Origin of the sequence: Streptomyces tanashiensis (assembly GCF_014648895.1) — a bacterium.
Taxonomy (GTDB): Bacteria; Actinomycetota; Actinomycetes; order Streptomycetales; family Streptomycetaceae; genus Streptomyces; species Streptomyces tanashiensis.
In genome coordinates, this window is record NZ_BMRZ01000002.1 from 114,639 (window position 1) to 132,944 (window position 18,306).

15 protein-coding genes and 1 pseudogene are annotated in these 18,306 nt (G+C 70.6%); 6 read left to right on the plus strand and 10 right to left on the minus strand.

Going from position 1 to position 18,306, the window contains the following annotated elements; all coding sequences use genetic code 11:
• Positions 1-117: 117 nt before the first annotated feature.
• Positions 118-627: a DUF427 domain-containing protein gene (locus tag IE237_RS06060; protein WP_189800769.1), complete on the plus strand. Its 510-nt coding sequence runs from the start codon at positions 118-120 to the stop codon at positions 625-627.
• Positions 628-695: 68 nt separating this feature from the next.
• The gene (locus tag IE237_RS06065; RefSeq protein WP_189800770.1) at positions 696-1,394 is read left to right on the plus strand and encodes an SDR family NAD(P)-dependent oxidoreductase; all 699 of its coding nucleotides are present in this window, start codon (positions 696-698) and stop codon (positions 1,392-1,394) included.
• Positions 1,395-1,780: 386 nt separating this feature from the next.
• Here IE237_RS06065 and IE237_RS06070 read toward each other — a convergent pair whose 3' ends face one another.
• The 5 genes and pseudogenes from IE237_RS06070 to IE237_RS40545 all read right to left on the minus strand — a co-directional run.
• Positions 1,781-2,122: a YbaY family lipoprotein gene (locus IE237_RS06070; protein WP_189800771.1), complete on the minus strand. Its 342-nt coding sequence runs from the start codon at positions 2,120-2,122 to the stop codon at positions 1,781-1,783.
• Complete coding sequence (locus IE237_RS06075; protein ID WP_189800772.1) at positions 2,119-3,099, minus strand: MvdC/MvdD family ATP grasp protein; 981 nt, start codon at positions 3,097-3,099, stop codon at positions 2,119-2,121. Before IE237_RS06075 ends, IE237_RS06070 begins: the two co-directional genes overlap by 4 nt.
• Before the next feature lie 8 nt (positions 3,100-3,107).
• Positions 3,108-4,364, minus strand: coding sequence for a Dot/Icm T4SS effector Zinc-dependent metalloprotease LegP (legP, locus tag IE237_RS06080; protein ID WP_229842330.1), 1,257 nt, complete (start codon positions 4,362-4,364; stop codon positions 3,108-3,110).
• A 355-nt stretch (positions 4,365-4,719) separates the two neighbouring features.
• Positions 4,720-6,567 (minus strand): N-acetylmuramoyl-L-alanine amidase, encoded by a 1,848-nt coding sequence (locus IE237_RS06085; RefSeq protein WP_189800773.1) that lies wholly within the window; start codon positions 6,565-6,567, stop codon positions 4,720-4,722.
• A 195-nt stretch (positions 6,568-6,762) separates the two neighbouring features.
• Positions 6,763-6,964 (minus strand): annotated as a pseudogene (locus IE237_RS40545) (IS5/IS1182 family transposase); the annotation flags it as partial.
• A gap of 156 nt (positions 6,965-7,120) precedes the next feature.
• Here IE237_RS40545 and IE237_RS06090 point away from each other — a divergent pair.
• Entirely contained in the window at positions 7,121-7,753 is a 633-nt protein-coding gene (locus tag IE237_RS06090) for a hypothetical protein (protein WP_189800774.1), read from the plus strand.
• 970 nt (positions 7,754-8,723) lie between these two features.
• Here IE237_RS06090 and IE237_RS06100 read toward each other — a convergent pair.
• The 4 genes from IE237_RS06100 to IE237_RS06115 all read right to left on the minus strand — a co-directional run bounded on the left by IE237_RS06100 (position 8,724) and on the right by IE237_RS06115 (position 14,179).
• On the minus strand, positions 8,724-9,155 hold the full coding sequence (locus IE237_RS06100) for a hypothetical protein (RefSeq protein WP_189800775.1): 432 nt from the start codon (positions 9,153-9,155) through the stop codon (positions 8,724-8,726).
• Positions 9,156-10,072: 917 nt separating this feature from the next.
• Positions 10,073-11,536: an amidase gene (locus IE237_RS06105; RefSeq protein ID WP_189800776.1), complete on the minus strand. Its 1,464-nt coding sequence runs from the start codon at positions 11,534-11,536 to the stop codon at positions 10,073-10,075.
• Between the two features lie 88 nt (positions 11,537-11,624).
• Positions 11,625-12,932 (minus strand): amidohydrolase, encoded by a 1,308-nt coding sequence (locus IE237_RS06110; protein ID WP_189800777.1) that lies wholly within the window; start codon positions 12,930-12,932, stop codon positions 11,625-11,627.
• On the minus strand, positions 12,929-14,179 hold the full coding sequence (locus tag IE237_RS06115) for an MFS transporter (protein WP_189800778.1): 1,251 nt from the start codon (positions 14,177-14,179) through the stop codon (positions 12,929-12,931). The genes IE237_RS06110 and IE237_RS06115 overlap by 4 nt, the downstream gene beginning before the upstream one ends.
• 101 nt (positions 14,180-14,280) lie before the next feature.
• Here IE237_RS06115 and IE237_RS06120 point away from each other — a divergent pair, with 101 nt between their 5' ends.
• Positions 14,281-15,336, plus strand: a complete 1,056-nt coding sequence (locus tag IE237_RS06120) for an Lrp/AsnC family transcriptional regulator (protein WP_189800779.1) — start codon at positions 14,281-14,283, stop codon at positions 15,334-15,336.
• A gap of 312 nt (positions 15,337-15,648) precedes the next feature.
• Positions 15,649-16,293, plus strand: coding sequence for a GAP family protein (locus IE237_RS06125; protein WP_189800780.1), 645 nt, complete (start codon positions 15,649-15,651; stop codon positions 16,291-16,293).
• 159 nt (positions 16,294-16,452) lie between these two features.
• Here IE237_RS06125 and IE237_RS06130 read toward each other — a convergent pair whose 3' ends face one another.
• Complete coding sequence (locus IE237_RS06130; RefSeq protein WP_370468151.1) at positions 16,453-17,337, minus strand: EamA family transporter; 885 nt, start codon at positions 17,335-17,337, stop codon at positions 16,453-16,455.
• Between the two features lie 69 nt (positions 17,338-17,406).
• Between IE237_RS06130 and IE237_RS06135 the strand changes: the two genes are divergently transcribed.
• A complete protein-coding gene (locus tag IE237_RS06135) occupies positions 17,407-18,261 on the plus strand; it encodes a LysR family transcriptional regulator (RefSeq protein ID WP_189800781.1) in 855 nt (284 codons plus the stop codon).
• Positions 18,262-18,306 lie beyond the last annotated feature (45 nt).

Sequence of the window (18,306 nt, forward strand, 5' to 3'; positions counted from 1 at the left end):
GCGGCAGGCCGCCTGCCCGGCCGCTGCGTCCGCGAACTCGTGGACCACGCGTGATCGGGTCACCCGGGCAGACCCGGGCGAAGTACCGAAGGTCTCGATCGAGCGGGAGGTGGAGTCGTGAGCAAAGCATCAGGAGAGGGCCATCGCTCCCCCAAGGAGTCGGTCTGGGACTACCCGCGTCCGCCCCGGATCGAAGCCGACACACGACACGTGGTGGTGAGGCATCGAGGCGTGACGCTGGCAGACTCCCGCCGTTGCCTGAGGGTGCTGGAGACCAGCCATCCGCCGACGTTCTACGTACCCCGGTCGGACGTACGGGTTGCGTTGCTGTCCGTGTCCGAGGGGCGGAGGCGGAGTGTGTGCGAGTGGAAGGGCGTCGCCACCTACTGGACCCTGCGGGGAACGGCGGACCATCCGCCCGTCCCGGATGCCGCCTGGAGCTACGAAGAGCCGAGACCCGGCTACGAGGCCATCGCCGGCCACATCGCGTTCTACCCCGAGCTGGTGGAGGGATGCACGGTCGATGGGGAGGCGGTGCGTGCGCAGGCGGGCGGGTTCTACGGCGGATGGATCACGGACGAGGTCACGGGCCCGTTCAAGGGCGAGCCCGGCACCTTGGGCTGGTGATCGGGCTTCGCCTCGCATCCGGCGGTTCCGTGGTCGCCACGAGGCAGGAGCATAGAAGGGAGCAGGCCATGGGCGACACGAGCCTGCGGGTGCTTGTGGTCGGTGCCAGCGGCGCGGTCGGTGGCGCGGCCGCTCGCCAGTTGACCGGAAACGGAGCGGAGATCGCGCTCGCCGGCCGGAACCAGGGCCGCCTGGAGGAACGGGCTCAAGCGCTCGGCGGCGCGCCGTGGCGTGCGTGCGACGCCTACGACCTCGACCGGTGCGCAGGTCTGGCCAGGTGGGCGTGCACCGCGCTGGGAGGTCTTGAGGCCGTCGTGGTCGCAGTGGGCGTGGCCGGTTTTGGTCCAGCCTCTGAGATGCCGATCCCGGTAAGCGAGCACCTGTTCACCGTCAATGCCCTGGCCCCCATCACGGTGGTACGCGGCGCCCTTGAGATCCTTCCAGCGGGTGGCGCGGCCGTCGTGGTGACCGGGGAGATCGTGGACCGCCCCGCCCTGGGGATGGCCGACTACGCGGCGGCGAAGACGGCTCTTGCCACGTGGCTGGGGATCGCGGGGCGTGAGGTCCGCCGCCGAGGCATCGCCGTCACGGACGCACGCCTGCCGCATCTGAACACGGGGTTCGCCGAGCGCCCGGTGGTGGGCCGCGCCACGGCGCTCCGGCCGGGCGCCGACCCCGAGGAAGCGGTGGCGCGACTTGTGGTCGCACCGGTTCTGACCGCGCACCGGGCGTCGGTGGAACCGCGCGGCACCGCAGGGACGGTTTAGGAAGGTCGCGTCGATCGCGCATGGTGGTGCCACAGGCAGTCTGTCGTTCTGCGGGGCATCGGGTGTGTACCGGGGGTGCTGTATGAGGGGGAAGAATGCCGCGAACGCCGGATTCAGAAGCACCCGATTCAGATCAGCCCGGCGGAGTCAGGCCGATACACGGGCCCGACGGCCACTGGTCAACTGGTGGGACCAGATGAATCCTCGAGCCGGAGGAAAGGGCTCGATCAGCGACCACAGTGCATCCGACACGATCCGTGGCTGCGACTAGCGTCTCCCCACGGCCAGAGGAACGACCACCCGAACCGACAGTCACAACACCCTCTAGTACGCCCGCTCTTCCAGAAGTCATCCGACCGGCTGGGACGCACGCTCGCCTCATGGGGTCACAGGAGACTGACCGGTGCCTCCAGGCCCTCCGCGGATTCTGACCGAACAGGTACGGCTTGAGTGTTGATGAGGTCGCCCGATTCGAGCGTGCCGTTCCCTGAGCGGTCGATGTGCACGCGCAGTCCGTAAGAGGCCGAGGGGTCGAGTTCGGGCACGTTCACATGGAAGGGAACCCGGCCTCCCGGAGACAGCCACACGTCCGTCTGAACCTGCGCACCGACGACCCTGGAAGGCGCGTCGGCCAGGGAAACGTCATGGACCTCCACCACGAGAGAGGCAGCCGTTCCGGACGGCGTGTCGGACGGCAGGGACACGAAACCCGTGATGCTGTGTGTCATCGCACCCCTACCGAGAGGGAGCCTGACGCCACGGCCGGTTCCGGCTCGCGATCGTCGAGGCGCGACAGGAGCGCGGCCACCTCCGCCGTGATCGGCAATCCGGTCCGTTCCTCCACGAACAACCACTGACCCGCCGGGTTCACCTCCAGGAACACGTACTCCCCGTCGGCCCGCCTGCGCAGATCCACCGCGCCGAACACCAGGCCGAGAGCCCGCATGACACGCAGGAGATTGTCGGTGACGGCTGCGGGCAGATCGACCGGTCGTACCCGCGCCTCGCCGACGACCATGCGCATGTCCACCGGATATCCCGTCTGCGAGGCGTCGATCTCCGCGGCGAAGACACGGTCGCCCACTACGGTCACCCGCAGATCCGTTCCCGGCACGTACTCCTGAAAGATGACGGGCGCGTACCGTACGGCGTCCAGAAGCGTCAGGTCCTCGGCCCGTACGAGCCGGGTCTCCCGCCACGCGTCGGCCGAGGCGATGAAGGCCTTGAAGACGGTTCGGCCGACGCCGATCTCGCGGATGAAACGGCGGGCCTGCTCCTCCTGGTTGGTGACCAGGGTCCGGGGCAGGGAGAGCCCCACGCGGCGTGCCACGTGCCACTGGTAGGGCTTGTGGTGGGCGATCGCGTCCAGCGCGGGCGGATTGACCCATGTGCAGTCGAGTGAGTGGAACAGACCGTGCAGCGCCTCGCCGGTCTCGCTGACCGCGAACCTCTGATCGCGAATGGTGCCCAGCTGGTGGTCGACGGTGAAGGGGCGCACGCGCCGCCACCAGGCGGCCCGGCAGCGCTCCAGCCGAGCGTGGGCGGTCGGCGTGCGCACCGTGTAGACCGGTTCCCCGGCCGCGGCGTACTCGAGCGTGATGTCGCCGCGGGCGGGGAAGTCGGCCAGGTCGATACGGACCACCTCACGTCCGGCCGCCTCCAGCCTCCGCACGACGCCCCGTGTGTGGTCCTCGTCGTGCGACACGATCAGGATCATTGAGGCCGCCCAGCAGCACCGGGCGGGGTGCCGACCTGCGCCAGCAGGAGGTTGTAACCGGCCTGCACGGCGGACAGCCCCTGTTGCAGGGATGCGACCATCTGGCCCAACTGGCGTACCTGTTCGGCCACTCCGTCCGGCTGAGCGATCATCGCCGGGGACTGATGCGGCGTGGCCAGCACGAACGGACTGCTCGCCGCCGGCGGGCTCATGAGTTCGGTCCAAGGTGGTTTCACGGGGCCATCGAACACCGGGTCCTTGGTCATCTCCTTGATGGTCGATTCGAAGCCGGGGTCCTTGGAGATCTCCTTGACCGTGGGAGCCGGCGGGGCCGGATACATCATGTGGACACCGTCGATGTCACCCTGGGAGAGTCCCGAGCGCTGTCCCATCGTCACACCGGGAGGAAGCTGCTCCCGGGGAACAATGGTCGGCTGGCTCGGGTCGATCGCGAAGGCCTTCGCCGGGTAGTGCATGATCGAGGCGAAGTCGTACGGCCCCAGGTCGTCGCCGTCGGCGATCTGCTGCAGGAAGTTGTGCTGCATGTCCGGCTTGATGTTCGCGAACATGATCGTGACGTGCTGGTCCCGGTCCTCGCGGCTCTGCTCGTGCCACAGCCCCACCGTGTGACCGATCTCGTGAATGGCGTTACCGGTGGAGCAGTTGGGGCCCAGCGTCACCTTCTGCATGCCGCCGCGTCGGCCCACGCTGGACGAGCAGCCGTCGCCCGGCACGAAGCGCACGAAGTCCGGGAACCGGGCCGCGTCGGCAGGGGTGCGTTCCACGAACCGGATGCGGGTGCGGGACTCCCAGTGGGCGATGGCGTCCGTGACACGCTGTGGGTCGGGCAGGCTGGGGTCGATCTCGTACGGCACCGTCGCATCGGGCCAGCGTCGCTGCTGCCCCTGCTCGACCGCCACGATCCCGACTGATTCGAGGACCGGCCCCGCGTCGGACTCCCGTGTCAGCTCCTCGACCGTACCGAGCACGATGTCGCCTTCGAACATCGCGAGCCCGTCCACCTCGGCGTAGTGGAGGGCCTTGGCACGGAAGGTCGCACCGTCGACCAGAATGGTTCCGGCGACGGGCCCCGACCGGAGCTCGCCGCTGCCCTGTCCGTTGCTGGAGGCGGTGGTCTTGCGGGCCGGCTGCCGTTTGGCGGGGGCGGTCTTCTTGGCCGTCTTCTTGGCCGTAGCACTGCGGGCAGCCGTCTTCCGGGTTCGCCGGGAGGATTCCGATGGGTCGGCGTTCATACGTCACCTTCACTGCGGCGGGGGACAAGAACCTCGGAAAGAGGACTTCCTCACCAGCGTTCACACACGGTGCGCCATGCTGCCCGCCCAGCGCACCCATGCGGGTGGATGCCAGACGGCCGTCGCCCGGGATCGCCCCGGTGACCGGGACAGCCGGTCCGCAGGGGGTGTAGAGGTCTGCGTCGTCGACGATGCGGGGCCCCGGCCCCGGTCTCCTGGGAGCATCGCAGCGCGCACAGCCGGGCCGCGTCCGCGCCGATGCAGGCGCGCCTGTCCAGGGCGTCGCGGGCGAGCCCGTCGAGGCTGTGCTCTTCGTCGGCGCGCGGCCCGCTCCGAGCACTGGCCGGCTCCAGGGTTATCGGCCTGTCTCCCCGGTCTTCACGGTGGCCAGGCGCCGGTTGTACTGGATCACGTCGTACTTCTGGTCACCAGTGACCACAACCTCCCGGCGCGTGGGTGTGGCGGGGAAGAAGTCGTCGGCGTCGACCGGTGTGCTGGCGGCCACGTACGCCTGCCCCTGGGGGAACGTGTACACGTTGAAACGCGTCTGGTCCGACGCCGGCAATCCCTGGGGGTACTCGTCGGCGCGAGGGTAGGCCGTTGTGTAGAGGGAGATCGAATTCGCCCCGCTCGCGGGACGGACGATCCGCGCGTTCGGTGCGGGGCGGGTGTTCACGCCCGCCGGGTTGTGGATCCACCCCTTCTGCCCACCGAACCAGATGGCCGTCCAGTCTCCTTGCACGTCGGCGACCACGAATTCCTGTCCCCACATCGCGGTGGATCCCCAGTCGTCGATGTGGTTGGTTCCCGCCGACCCGTCCGGATGGAGGGCAAGGTCGGAGACGAGCGGAGCGCCGTCGCGGGGCTCCGTACGGACGTAGAGGAAGTTCGAAGGCTGTGTCTGAGTCCGGCACGTCGAGGCGCACACCGTCACCGGCTGCGAGTTCTTGCCGTACGTCGGGGCGATCGTGACCGCCTGACCGATCCCGATGCTCCCGCCTGCCGCTCCACGCTCGGCTTCGACCGCCTGGCGGTGATCGGTGGCGAGGAGCGCCATGAACTTCTCCCAGTCCCAGTAGGGGCCGGGGTCCCAGTGCGCGTCCGGCGCGCGGGCCGGCCGCGGCGGAAGGACGTTGTCGTGCCCGATGATGTGCTTGCGGTCCAGGGGGACGTCGAAGCGTCGTGCCAGGTAGGCCACCAGCGCGGCAGTCGCCTTGTACTGGGCCGGAGTGAACCAGGTGGGCCCCTGGGCGGCGTATCCCTCCAGTTCGATACCGACGCCGTGCAGGTTGACCCAGTAGTTCCCGGCGTGGAAAGCGATGTCCTTGGTGGCAACCATCTGCGTTGCCTCACTGCCGTCGGCCTTCATCACGTAATGCGCGGAAACCCCGCTGACGGGGTCCTGGAACCAGCTCACTCCCCCGTCGTAGGTCCCTTCGAGGTCATGAATGACGATGAAGTCGACGTCGATGCCGTTCGCGCTCCGCGAGGACACCTGATAGTTCGAGGCAGCAGCGTGAACGAACCGGCAATTCAGCTCGGCGGGGCACTCCGGCACCGCCGCGGCGGCCAGCGTCCGCAGCCTCAGGGAGGCGAGCTGTGTCGTCGCCGGACGGACGGACGGCACCTTCGGCAACGACACCCTCTGGCCGTCCTTGCGCACCCTCTGCCGGCCGGCGCGGATCACTTCGAACACGCCATCGGCGAACCGGCCGGCCGTGGCGGTGTCGGCGGCCTGGCTGTAGCGCGCCACAGCCCCGTACCAGCCACCCGGGTCGGTCGGCAGTTCCCGGGTGATCTGCCGTTGGTACGAGGCGAGCAGTGCGGCGCCGCCTCGGAGGTTCTGCAGTTCGTCCCGTTGGAGGGTCCGGGGTGCGACGCCGATCATCGCGGCGGCGGCCTGCAAGGTGTGCTCGGACGGATCGTCGGTGCCCGTGGCGTCCACCGGCCCTTCGCCTGGGCGATGGGCGTACGTCGTCCCGGACGTCGTGTCCGTCAGGTGCATCGGACCGTAGCCGCCCTTGGTGCTCGGGCGGCCGTGATTGGCCTCCCACCAGGAGGACTCGTAGCTGACGCCGAGAAGTACTTCCTTCGGCACACCGAATTCCGCTGCCGCCTGCTCGGCCGCGCGCTCGAAGTCGCCGGGTGTCCCGTCGGAGGGCCGGGCGTTCCCAGCCGTGGCACATCCCCAGATGAGGGCCACCGCCACTCCCGCAGCGCCGAAACTCCGATGCCGCCTGTGTCTTCTGGTCACACCACGTCCATTCGCTCTGGCGGTCGTTCCTTCGTCGAGGCCTGATGCTGCGGCCGTCACCATCCTTTGGACGGGAGCCTCCCGGTCCCACCGACACGCCCAACACACGCAGGCCCGTCACCGCACCAGACCAGTGATCCTGTGCGTGGGCAACGGGCTGCCGTCGAAGATCAGCACGGTGTCCCTCGCACACCGCTTGCGGGGCTGGAGCGCGGGCATCGGCCCGAGATGGTGGGTGATCCGGTCCGCCCCTGACTTGGGTTCCGAACAACGCGGCCGGCTGGCGTACGGCGATGTTCGTGCGCCAGGAGGCTGCGCCCAGCTCTGGGGGAAGGCTCCCGGTTCGGGTCAGTCCTGCCAGAACGGCCACCTCTCAAGCGGGCCGCACTCTCGCCCGTCTTCGGCATTGCCTGCCCAGCGTCCCCTGACGGGCCGACGGGCGCATAGGGAGCGTGCTGCAAATACGATGTCTTGCGATGACAGGCCGTGGCACAGTCATCGGATGTCCAACGACGTCGCCTATCCCGTCTTCTGTACCCCCGATCCGTTCCTCGCCCTGCACACCGCGCGCCGTCTCATGGAGTTCGGCCGCTGCGAACATTCCGAGGTCTCCGCGTATGCGGAGCTTTCCTCCGTCGCCGAGGTGCGGCGGATGGCGAAGGCCATGCCCGGGGGATGGTTCCGCGGGGCGTCGGAGCTGGAGGAATTTCAAGGGGTGCCGTTCGAGGACCAGCCTGCTCTCGTCGTCGGTGTCCCGGCGAGCGGCCTGCCGGCCGAGGCAGCCGCGTTCGAGGGACGGCTGCCGGTGGAGTGGGAGGTGTGGCACCTGCCGGTCGGCAGCATCGAGGACGCTTTCTCTTCGGCGATCGGTCCGAATGTGGGCTTGATCAACTGGGAGTCACTGCAATGGCCGGACGCGCCCGAGGCGGGATTCCACGGCGAGTCCAAGCACGCTGAAGTAACACTTCTCTTCAACACCCGTACCCGCGAGCTCGACGAGCCCGCCGATGACCACACCGTCCTCGTCCACGTCCGCAGCGTCAACATCGACGGCCACCAGAGAAGGGAACCGTACGCCCACTGGCTCGCCGCGCAGGTGGGACTCACGGTCCTGGGGCCCGCGCAACGGTGCTGAAGGCGACCCGTAGCCCCTGGGCTGCACAGCTGACGGCGCAGCCGCCGGAACGCCGACGTCGTCTACTGAAGCCCGTACCTCCCAGAGGCTGGGACGACACCCATGGACCATCGAATGCACCATGGCCTGGCTCGCCGACTGCGCTGCCGACTCACCGCCGTTACGAACGCAAGGCCGACCACTTCCTCGCCTTCAGCAGCATCGCATGCACCCTCATCTGCTACCGCGCTCACGCGTTGGCGAGGTACTGGCCCCGAGCCACGACGCCGTCGTCCACCCCGCCTCCTCCGAGGGTCTGCCGGCTCCCGGTGTGCCGGCGCGGCCCGAACCGGCGGAGGCGGCGAAGCCGAAAACAGTGGTGCCGGTGTGGCGCGCGGGGCTGGTCATGGTGTTCCTTGGGGCGGTCGGGCGGGCCGGCCGGGCCAGGGCAGACACCCTGTGCCATCGAAGTCCGAGCACGTGCCACCGAAGCTTGAGCGCCTGACATGCCAGGGCCGACGGTTGGCTTCACACGTCGATGGTCCTTCGAGCGTGCTCGACGAACTTGGGTGCGCTTCGATGATGCGTGGTCCAGGAAACGTCTGACACCTTGGGGCCCCGTCGCGGCGGAGGGACTACCAGCGCCCTGCCCGAGGGTGGCCGCGTTGATGGCGGCGACGCAAGCCGAGAGCGAGCGAGACAGCTCTTCCGCCATGCGTGCCGACTTCTCCTGGCGAGTTCACCCGGACACGCGGACGGCACATGGCATGCGTGATCTCTGGGCCTTGTTGCGGCCGTGCTGGTCACCACCCTTCGTCGAGGGCGGTGACCAGCACGGTGACTTCCCCAGTTACGGCGAGACGATGGGGACCGCTGTGGAGAGCGGCATCGCCCGCGGCCGGTGTGGCTCCCGCGACCCGTTCGGCACGCCCTGGGGGTGCCGCTCATGGTGCCCGCGGCCGGCGATGCTTCGGCGAGCTGTGGGGGCGGATCAGCGGTGCCAGCCGCTCCAGCCGCCGCTGGAGGTGCCACCGCGGTTGTTGTACCACCAGTTGCCGTCGGCGCCGATGACGCTCAGCGTGATCGCCCAGCCGTAGCCCTCCGCCGACACGCTGCTGCGGGCCTGGCCGCCTAAGGACGTCCAGGAGCTGAGCGTTCCGTTGGTCCGGGACCAGCGGGTCCACACCGCGCCGTCCGTGCCGACGCCGAAGACCTGCTCCTCGCCGTTGGGCAGGGCGTACTCGCTGCAGCCGTAGCCCGCGATGACGTTGCCGCCCCAGTTACGGGTCGAGGTGACGCAGGCGGCGAGTGTTCCCGTGGTGCCGCTCTCGGCGGCCACCGCCGCCCCGGACACGCCCACCGTGGTCAGCAGGATCAGCCCCGCCACCGCTGTCGCCGCCTCGCGCACCAGACTTCGCTTCATCTTCGGTCCTCCTGGATTCCGGATCAGTGGCCGGCCGCCGTCCCGACACCGAGTGGTGCGGCGGGGGTCGGCTGCTCGCCCCGATCCTGGGCGTCACGGGAGGCCTCGGGGAAGGCACCTCCGGTGTCCCGGACGGCGGGTGACCCGTCCCACCTGGTCAGGGTTCTGTCCGAGTCCTGTCCCGGATCGTCCCGAATCGTCTGGGGCTGGACCCGCCCGCCCCCGTCAGCGGTATCCGTCGGGGCCCTGCGTCCGGGTGTCGATGGGCAAGGTCTTGCGCCGCTCAGGGTCTCGAAGGGCCGGCCGCCGCCGAGTTCGCGTCGCGCTTCGCGAGCGGCTCGGTCGATCGATCGATCGATCGGGGGGCGTGCTCGGGCCCCTGGGGTTCCGTCTCGACGTCCAGTTGAGGGCGCTGTTGTCCGGGGTGCACGCGTCGTGAGCGTGGCCTGCAGCCCCGCGATGCTCGCCGACGCGCTCGGGTTGGGGCGGGGGCGCGTCGGCCGGCCCCGCTATGCCTCAGGTTGACGGCCACTGCCGTGGCCACCGCCACAGGGTTCCGGAAGCGCCGCGGTCCCATCCGGCGGGAGGCGGAGACATGCGTGTGCCGCGGCGGCGATGCGTCGAGCGCCGCCGTCTGGAACATCAGCCGCTTCAGGGGGTTGAAGAGGTGGTCTTCGCGACGTCCGCGGCCCGGCGCCGGTGGCCGGGCAGCCGATGGAGGTGGATGCGGGCGTCCCGGATGAGCGAACCGTCGAGGTCGCCGCGACCAGTGGCGGCTGGGGGCGACAGCCTCCGCCGGCCGTCGCACGGAGCCCGCGGTGGCCCCGTCTCCACCGCGGTTCCTCGTCGTGCACTCACCGGGGGGCGACGTCGTCACACCCCGAAGCTGAGCACGCTACGCGAGTGGGACCGCCAGTTCAGGTCCCCGTCCGCTGCCAGCCGGTCGGCCGGTGGTCCGGCGTGTACGTCCAGGGGCGGAGCCGCTCCAGAGCCTTGCCGATGCGGAAGACGGTCGGGTCGTCGTAGGTGTGGCCGACGATCTGAACGCCGGTGGGGAGGCCCCAACTGGAGTGACCGCTGGGGACGTTGAGGACCGGGCAGCGGTTGCTGATGTTGAAGGGGGCGGTCATGGCCGCCCACAGGGGCTCACCGTGGTCCTCGCCGTTCACGACCAGGCGCCCCAGGAGGTCGTCTCCGGCAGGCAGGCCCGGTACGGCCGTCGTCGGGCATATCAGGGCGTCGAAGGGTGCCATCGCCTCGCCCAGTTCACGCTGCAGGCGGGTCTCGACGCGCAGTCCATCGAGGTAGGAGACGCGTTCGCGGGCCTCGGCCATGGTGTCCGCGAAGGCCACCGTGTAGGCCGACAGGCGGTCGCGGTGCTTCGCCTCGATCTCGGAGACGACGGCACCGAAGATGCTGGAGAAGTGAGCCGCGAGCGTCACGAGGAGGTCGTCCTTGGTCCAGGGGAGTTCGACCTCCTCGACCACCGCGCCCGCGTCGGTGAGGGCGCGGGCGACCGCGCGGGTGTTGGCCTCCACCTCCGGGTGGACGTCGTACGCGCCCAGCCTGAGGCACAGCGCCACGCGCATGCCCGCGACCGTTTCGTACTCGGTCGGCAGGATGAGCTTCGGGCGCAGCGACACGTGGTCGCGCGGGTCGGGTCCGGCCAGGACGTTGGCGAAGGCGACACAGTCGTCCACGGTCCGTGCCATGGGTCCGTCGCCGCGGTAGTGGTCGGCGGAGAGCGGCGCGACGCCGGGGATTCGGCCGTACGGGGCCTTGAATCCGACGGTGCCGGTGAAGGCGGCGGGGATCCGGGTGGAACCGCCGATGTCGGAGGCGGAGGCGAGCAGTGCGGTACCGGCCGCGAGCGAGGCTCCCGCGCCGCCGGACGAGCCGCCCGGCGTGAACTCGGGGTTCCAGGGGTTGCGGGTGACGCCCCACAGACGGCTGTGGGTGAAGGTGGCGATGGAGAACTCGGGGGTGGCGGTGCGGGCGTGGATGATGCCGCCGGCCTCCAGGATGCGGTCGACCACCGGGGCGTTCTCGGTCGCGAGGGTGCCGGCGTGGACGAGCGAGCCCTCGGTGTGGGTACGCCCGGCGATGGCGTGCTTCTCCTTGGTGGCGACGGGGATGCCCTCCAGGGGGCGCGGTGTCAGGCCGCCTTTGCCGAGGAAGCGGTCCTCGGCGTGCCGGGCCTGTGCGAGTGCCTCGTCGAAGAGTCGCTCGGTGAAGGCGTTGACGACCGGTTCGGTCTTCTCGGCGCGGTCGATCACCGCGCGCATCAGCTCCACGGGCGACAGCTCGCGGGCCTCGAAAAGCCGTCGGGCCTCGGTGGCGCTGACGTAGGCGAGATCGGGTCCGGAGTCGTACTCGTTCATGCGGAAGCCTTTCCGGAAGGTCGGGGTGGGGAGGAGGAAGGGAGGATGGGCCGGCGGGGAGGTGTACGGGGGCGGGGAGAGAGGGAGGTCAGTCCTCTTCGCCGTCGGCGGCTCGCGCCTCCTCGGAGCACAGCCACGGGGCGGCTGCCGCGAGCAGGGTCGTCACGCCGATCCCGATCGTGGGGTCGGGCACGGGGGCGAAGTGCGGCGAGTGGTTGGCGGGGACGGTTTCGGGCAGGCCGTCCGTGAGCAGCGCCTCGGGGTCGATGTCCCGGAAGAGGGCGGGGTCGGCGCCGCCGAAGTGCCAGAAGACCGAGGGGACGCCCAGGGCCGTACCGAAGACACCGAAGTCTTCGCTGCCGGTGAGGGTCTGGGGCAGGGTGAAGACCCGTTCCTGGCCGAGGGCCTCGGCGATCGCGGTCATGACGGTGCCTGTGGCGCGCTCGTCGTTGACGGTGACGGGGAAGGAGTTGAGCCCGGTGATCTCGGGTTCCTTCGGGGCGCCGGAGGCGGCGGCCTCGGCGCGGACGATCCTTTGGACGGCCGTGAGGACCCGCTCCCGTACCGCGGGCGCCGTGGAGCGGATGTTGATCCGCAGGTCCGCGGAGTCGGGGATGATGTTCTCCTTGGTGCCGGCGTGCAGCGAACCGACGGTCACCACCGCGGTCTGGGCCGCCCCCGTCTCCCGGGAGACGATCGTCTGCAGCCGCATGACGACCGCGGCGGCCATGACGACCGGGTCGATGGTCGACTCCGGCGTCGAGCCGTGTCCGCCTCGGCCGAAGAGTCGGACTCGCAGGCTGTCGGAGGCGGCCATCACCGGTCCGGGCCGGGTGCCGACGAACCCGGCGGGCGCGGGGGCCACGTGCTGGCCGAGGCAGATGTCGGCGCGGGGGAAGCGCTCCAGGAAGCCGTCTTCGATCATCGCCGGAGCACCGCCGACCTCCTCGGCGGGCTGGAACACGGCGACGACCGTGCCACGCCACTCCCCACGGGCGCCGGCCAGTTGGGCGGTGGCGCCGAGAAGACAGGTGACGTGCATGTCGTGGCCGCAGGCGTGCATCACGGGCACCTCGTCGCCGTCTCCGTCGACGGCGGTCGCCCGCGAGGCGTACGGCAGTCCTGTCCGCTCCTGGACCGGGAGCCCGTCCATGTCGGCGCGGAGCAGGACCACCGGGCCCTCGCCGTTGGCCAGGACGCCGACGACGCCGGTGCCGCCGACGCCCTCGGTGACGTCCCAGCCCTGCTGCCGCAGCCGGTCGGCGACGATCCCGGCCGTACGGAACTCCTGGAACGAAAGTTCGGGGTGGGCGTGCAGGTCTTCGTACACGGCGCGCAGGCCGGGCAGCCGGTCGGGGAGGGAGGCGAGCAGGCGGGTGAGGGGGGCGGCGGTCATGAGTGCTCCTTTGCGGGCTCGGGAAGGTGGGACGCGCCGGTGGCGGTCCGGAAGGAGGCGGCGTCCTGCGGGGTCAGGAGCGCCATGACGGCGGCGATGACGGCGCCGAGGACGAGGGAGGCGAAGGCCACCTGGAAGGAGAAGGCGTCGGCGATCGCGCCGACGACGGGCGGGACGACCATGCCGGCCACCTGACCGCCGAGGACGACCACCGCGCTGCCCACGCCGACCTGTTCCGGGGCCAGTCCGCCCAGCGGGACGGCGAGGATGGGCATGTAGCAGAGGGCGACGGCGACCGACGCGATCGTGCCGAAGACGACGAAGCCGGTGAGCGAGGACGAGGAGGCGACGAGGAGCAGGGCGACGGCGGCCACCGTCATGCCGGGCACGATCACCTTGCGGTGATGGCCGCCGAGCCGGTCCGAGATCCGGCCGCCGACGACGATCGCGCCGGCCGCGGCGAGGGCCGGGACGGCCACGAGGGCTCCGGCCGCGGCGAGGGACACTCCGTACTCTTCGCCCAGGTAGGAGGGGACCCAGGTGTTGAAACCCCAGACGATCGCGCTGTAGCCGAACATCATGGCGCTGAAGCGCCAGACCACACCCAGCCGCAGGACGCCGCCCACGCCCGGACGGACGGTGCCCGTCGCCGGTTCCGTACGGGGCAACGGGGCGGGGAGCCACATCCGTACCGCCACGAGGACGAAGACTCCGAGCGCCGCCGTCGAGAAGAACGCCGAGCGCCAGCCGAAGGCCGCGATCAAGGGAGCGACGAGAAGCGGGGTCAGCACACCGGCGACCGCGTTGGAACTCATGATCAGACCATTGGCGGCCATCCGCTCGTCCGGGGTGGTCCGTTCCACGAGGACCTTCAGCGAGGCGGGCGGGAAGACGCCCTCGGCGGCGCCGAACGCGAACCGCAGCACGAGCAGGACGGCGAACGACCAGGCGAAGCCGGTCAACGCGGTGAACACGGACCAGGCCAGTAGGGCCCAGAGCGTGACCCGCCGCGCGCCGTGCCGGTCGGCCAGCATCCCGCCGGGTATCTGGGCGAGGGCGTAGGCGAGGAAGAACGCGGAGACGATCAGACCCTGCCGGCCGCGGCTGAGTTCGAACTCGGCGCCGAGGGAGGGCAGGACCAGATTGATGACGAGCCGGTCGGCATAGTCGACCAGCCAGGCGGCGAACAACAGAACGATCGTGATCCGGACGGTTCTCCGGGCGGACTGCGGGGACGGAGCAGACACTCGGCACTCCTCATCACCGTGGCCGAAACTGGGCATCGGCCGGAAGTGCCCCTACCATCCGGCCCATGACCGGAAGCCCCGGAGAATTGCAGGAAAGCATCATGGACAGCGCCGTGACACCCGATTCCCGCTCCCCCGGTGCGGACGTACGCTTCTCCGAGCTGGACCTCGCACTCGTCGACGCCTTGCAGGCCGCTCCCCGGGCGCCGTGGTCACAGATCGGCCGGGCGCTCGGTGTGGACGCGACCACGGTGTCCCGGCGCTGGGAACGGCTGCGCGCGAACGGTCTGGCCTGGGTCACCGCGTACGACGCGGCGAAATCGGCCACTGTCGCCTACGTCGAGGTGCGGTGCAGGCCGCGGTCGCTCGAAGCGGTCAGCCACGCCCTGGCCGATATGCCCTGGGTCTTCAGCGTCGACGAGACGGCCGGTGACTTCGACCTCCTCGCGTCCGTGGCCGCTGCCGACCTCCCGTCCCTCGGCCGCTCGGTGCACGGCCTGATCGGCGGCCTGAAGGGCGTCCGGTCCACCCGGACCCGGCTCGGGATCACGCTGTACAGCGAAGGCGGCGACTGGAGGATGCGGGCCATGGAGCCCGCCGGGCACGCGGAACTCGGCGCTCCGCGGGCCTCGGGCTCGACCGTGTACAGCGCCCGCATGCACCACCCGCCGGCGCCGGAGGACCAGGCCCTGCTCGCGGCCCTCGGCGTCGACGGACGCCTCGGCTACACCGAGCTCGGGGCGAAGGCCGGGATGAGCGAGCACACCGCCCGTCGTCGGGTCCGGCGGATGGTCCGCGACGGCGACATCACGTTCCGCTGCGATCTGGCCCATCCCCTCGCGGGACTCTCGACCGTGGTGCTCTACCGCACAGCGGTCCCCCATACCCATCTCGCGGCCACGGGCCAGGCGCTGGCCCGGATGGAGGAGGTCCGCCTTGCCGTCTCGGTCAGCGGCTCGGACAACCTCCTCGTGATGGTCTGGCTTCGTGGCCTGCATGCCATCGACCCCTTGGAGGCACAGCTCGCGGAACGCTTTCCCCTGCTGAAAGTGAACGACCGCACCGTCTTCCTCCACTCCCGCAAACGCATGGGCCGGCTCCTCTCCCCCACCGGCCTCGCCACCGGGCACATTCCCTTCGCACTGCCACGGGTGTGAGTGTCCGCCGCCGGATCCCGCCGCCGCAGGGGAACCGACGGAGCCGATCGAGCTGGCCTGCCGGTCCTGCGGCGCGCCCCGAGAAATGCCCGGGCGATTCCGGGGCCGGCCGCGCGCTTGCCCCACACCGGTGGAACGGCTTCGGGCAGCGGAATGAGCTGATGTGTCCCGTGCGTGGCCTGCTTGACCGGTCGGCCGGTCGGCTGCAAAGTCGGGTTGCGGCCGGTTTCGTAGCAGCGTCCCGTGCTCATGCCGGCCGGTTCCTCGTCCAGCGGCGGCGGACAGCCCCGAGCCCCAGGAGTGACTGATCCGGTGGTCCTCGACCTGGTAGTGATCGGTTTGGCTATCTCCATGGGGCCTCTGCACAACAGCGCCTTCATCCTGCTGCTCTCCTCGCGGGGCGGTGTCCGCAAGGGTCTGGCGTTCCTGCTGTCGTGGCTGGCCAACCTGGTCGTGGTGATCGCTCTTGTCCTCCTGCTGACGGGTGGTCAGCCTCCGACGCGTCACACTGTCCCTTCGACCGGCGCGATCGCCGCGAAGCTCGCCATCGGTGTGGCACTGGTGCTGTACGGCGCCCACCGGCACCATCGGCCGCCCCGCCCGCACGGGCCGCCCCGCTGGACCGCCCGGATCGACAACGCCTCTTGGGTCACAGCGGCCGGTCTCGCGTGGGTGCTTCAGCCCTGGGGACTGGTCGGCGCGGGCGCCGCGACCGCCCTCGACGCGGATCTCTCCACCCTCACCGACTGGCTCGCGCTGACCGGCTACTGCCTGCTGGCCACCCTCAGCCTCGTCGTCATGGAGATGTACGTGGTCTGGGCGCCCGCGAGCGCGCACGCCCGCCTGAACGCACTGCGGAGCTGGCTGGGCGGGCACCAGGAGCAGCTGATCGTCACGCTCTCCCTGGTGGTCGGCCTGTGGCTGACGGCCCACAGCATCTACGAGCTGGTCGCCTGAGGGGCCCCGTCTTTCGGTTCGCCGCGCCGGGGGGCGCTGCCCGTCAGAGTGGACACCGGGGGCTCATCCGGGCCGGCGTCCTGGGGCACCCGCCGGCGCGCAGCCGACGACTGGCGGTCGCCTGGGTTCGGGCACCGCGGTCCCCTGCCGGGTCCGGGGTCAGCGGCGTGAGGTGGCGATGCTGAGCACGTTGGCGCCGACGACGGCTCCGATGGCGGCCCCGTCGATCCAGCCGAGGCCCTGTCCGAGCCCGATCCATCCGACCAGGGCGGCGAGCACGGGGTTGACGCTCATGAACAGGCCGAAGGCAGCGGCTGGTACGTGGCGCAGCGTGAACAGGTCCACGAGGTACGGCACGGCCGAGGCGAGGACGCCGGCGGCGACTGCGTACCCCAGGGAAGCGACAGTCGGCGGGTGGCGCAGCACGACGTAGAGCCCGACCGGCAGGAACGTCAGGGCGGACAGCAGCGCGGCCGCCGCGGTGCCCTGCGCCCCTGGGACGCGGCTGCCGACGGTCCGGTTGAGCAGGATGTACGACGCCCAGCAGACGGCCCCGAGCAGGCCGGAGCCCATGCCGACGTAGTCGGTGGTGGGCTGCGGGCGCATGAGGATGACGACCCCGGCCGTCGCCAGCAGGGCGCACAGCACGTCGACCCGGCGGCGGGTGGCGGCCAGGGCGATGGCGAGTGGGCCGAGGAACTCGAGGGTCACGGCGAGCCCGAGGCCGACGCGGTCGATGGCGGTGTAGAGGGAGAGGTTCATCGTCCCGAAGACGACCGCGAGCAGGATGACGGGCCGCCACTGCCGCCAGGTGAAGCTCCGCAGCGCGGGTCGGCCGACGGCCAGCAGCACGGCGGCGGCGACGTACTGGCGGACCGCGACGACCCCCACGGGTCCGAGGACGGGGAAGGCGAGGGAGCCGGTCGCCGCGCCGATCTGGTTGGACAGGCCACTGCCGAGCATGGCGGCCACACCGGTCGGGGAGGTGCGGTGCGTCGGCTCGTGGCGCGTCGTCGGGGCAGGTCCGGACGGGGCTGTTCGCATGGGCCGATGCTGACGCGCGATCGTCCTTGCACATAATGCATACAAGGATCGGATCTATACGCTGGAGTCATGGATCTCGAACTGCGGCAGCTGCGCTGTCTCGTCGCGATCGTCGATGAGGGCACCTTCACCGACGCCGCGCTCGCCCTCGGCGTCTCGCAGGCGGCCGTCTCCCGGACCTTGGCATCACTCGAACGAGCGCTCGGTTTGAGGCTGTTGCGACGCACCTCCCGGTCCGTGACCCCTACGAGTGCCGGGGTGCGTGTGGTGACGCACGCGCGGCGGGTGCTCGCGGCAGCGGAGGAGCTGGTCCGGGAGGCGTCGGCGGGACAGCACGTCCTGCGGATCGGATACGCCTGGTCGGCCCTCGGCCGCCACACCCCGGCCTTCCAGCGCCGGTGGGCCGCGGGGCACCCGGGGACCGAGCTGCACATGGTGCGGGTCAACTCGGCGACCGCCGGGCTTGCGGAGGGCTCCTGCGATCTGGCCGTGCTGCGCAGACCGCTGGAGGACCGGCGTTTCGACACGGCGATCGTGGGCCTCGAGCGCCGGCTGTGCGCGATGGCCGCCGACGACCCGCTGGCCAGGCGCCGGTCGCTGCGTCTGGCGGACCTGAGCGGCCACACCCTGCTGATCGACCGGCGCACCGGCACCACGACACCGGAGCTGTGGCCGCCGGACTCACGCCCCGCGATCCAGGAGACGTACGACGTGGACGACTGGCTCACGGCGATCTCCACCGGACGGTGCATGGGCATGAGCGCGGAGGCCACCGCCAGCCAGTACCGCAGGCCCGGCGTGGTGTACCGCCCGGTCCGCGATGCCGAACCGGTCGCGGTGCGGCTGGCCTGGTGGCGCGACGACCCGCACCCGGCGACCCAGAACGTGATCGAACTGCTCACCGACCTCTACCGCAAGACGTGACAGCGCCCCGGAGACGGGCGAGCCTGAGCAGGTCACCGGGGAGGG

What these genes read in the sequence shown, in the direction of transcription:
- IE237_RS06065 (WP_189800770.1), top strand. Translation starts at nt 696, where the DNA reads ATGGGCGACACGAGCCTGCGGGTGCTTGTGGTCGGTGCCAGCGGCGCG.
- IE237_RS06070 (WP_189800771.1), bottom strand. Translation starts at nt 2,122, where the DNA reads ATGACACACAGCATCACGGGTTTCGTGTCCCTGCCGTCCGACACGCCG.
- legP (WP_229842330.1), bottom strand. Translation starts at nt 4,364, where the DNA reads ATGAACGCCGACCCATCGGAATCCTCCCGGCGAACCCGGAAGACGGCT.
- IE237_RS06090 (WP_189800774.1), top strand. Translation starts at nt 7,121, where the DNA reads ATGTCCAACGACGTCGCCTATCCCGTCTTCTGTACCCCCGATCCGTTC.
- IE237_RS06100 (WP_189800775.1), bottom strand. Translation starts at nt 9,155, where the DNA reads ATGAAGCGAAGTCTGGTGCGCGAGGCGGCGACAGCGGTGGCGGGGCTG.
- IE237_RS06105 (WP_189800776.1), bottom strand. Translation starts at nt 11,536, where the DNA reads ATGAACGAGTACGACTCCGGACCCGATCTCGCCTACGTCAGCGCCACC.
- IE237_RS06110 (WP_189800777.1), bottom strand. Translation starts at nt 12,932, where the DNA reads ATGACCGCCGCCCCCCTCACCCGCCTGCTCGCCTCCCTCCCCGACCGG.
- IE237_RS06120 (WP_189800779.1), top strand. Translation starts at nt 14,281, where the DNA reads ATGGACAGCGCCGTGACACCCGATTCCCGCTCCCCCGGTGCGGACGTA.
- IE237_RS06130 (WP_370468151.1), bottom strand. Translation starts at nt 17,337, where the DNA reads ATGCGAACAGCCCCGTCCGGACCTGCCCCGACGACGCGCCACGAGCCG.
- IE237_RS06135 (WP_189800781.1), top strand. Translation starts at nt 17,407, where the DNA reads ATGGATCTCGAACTGCGGCAGCTGCGCTGTCTCGTCGCGATCGTCGAT.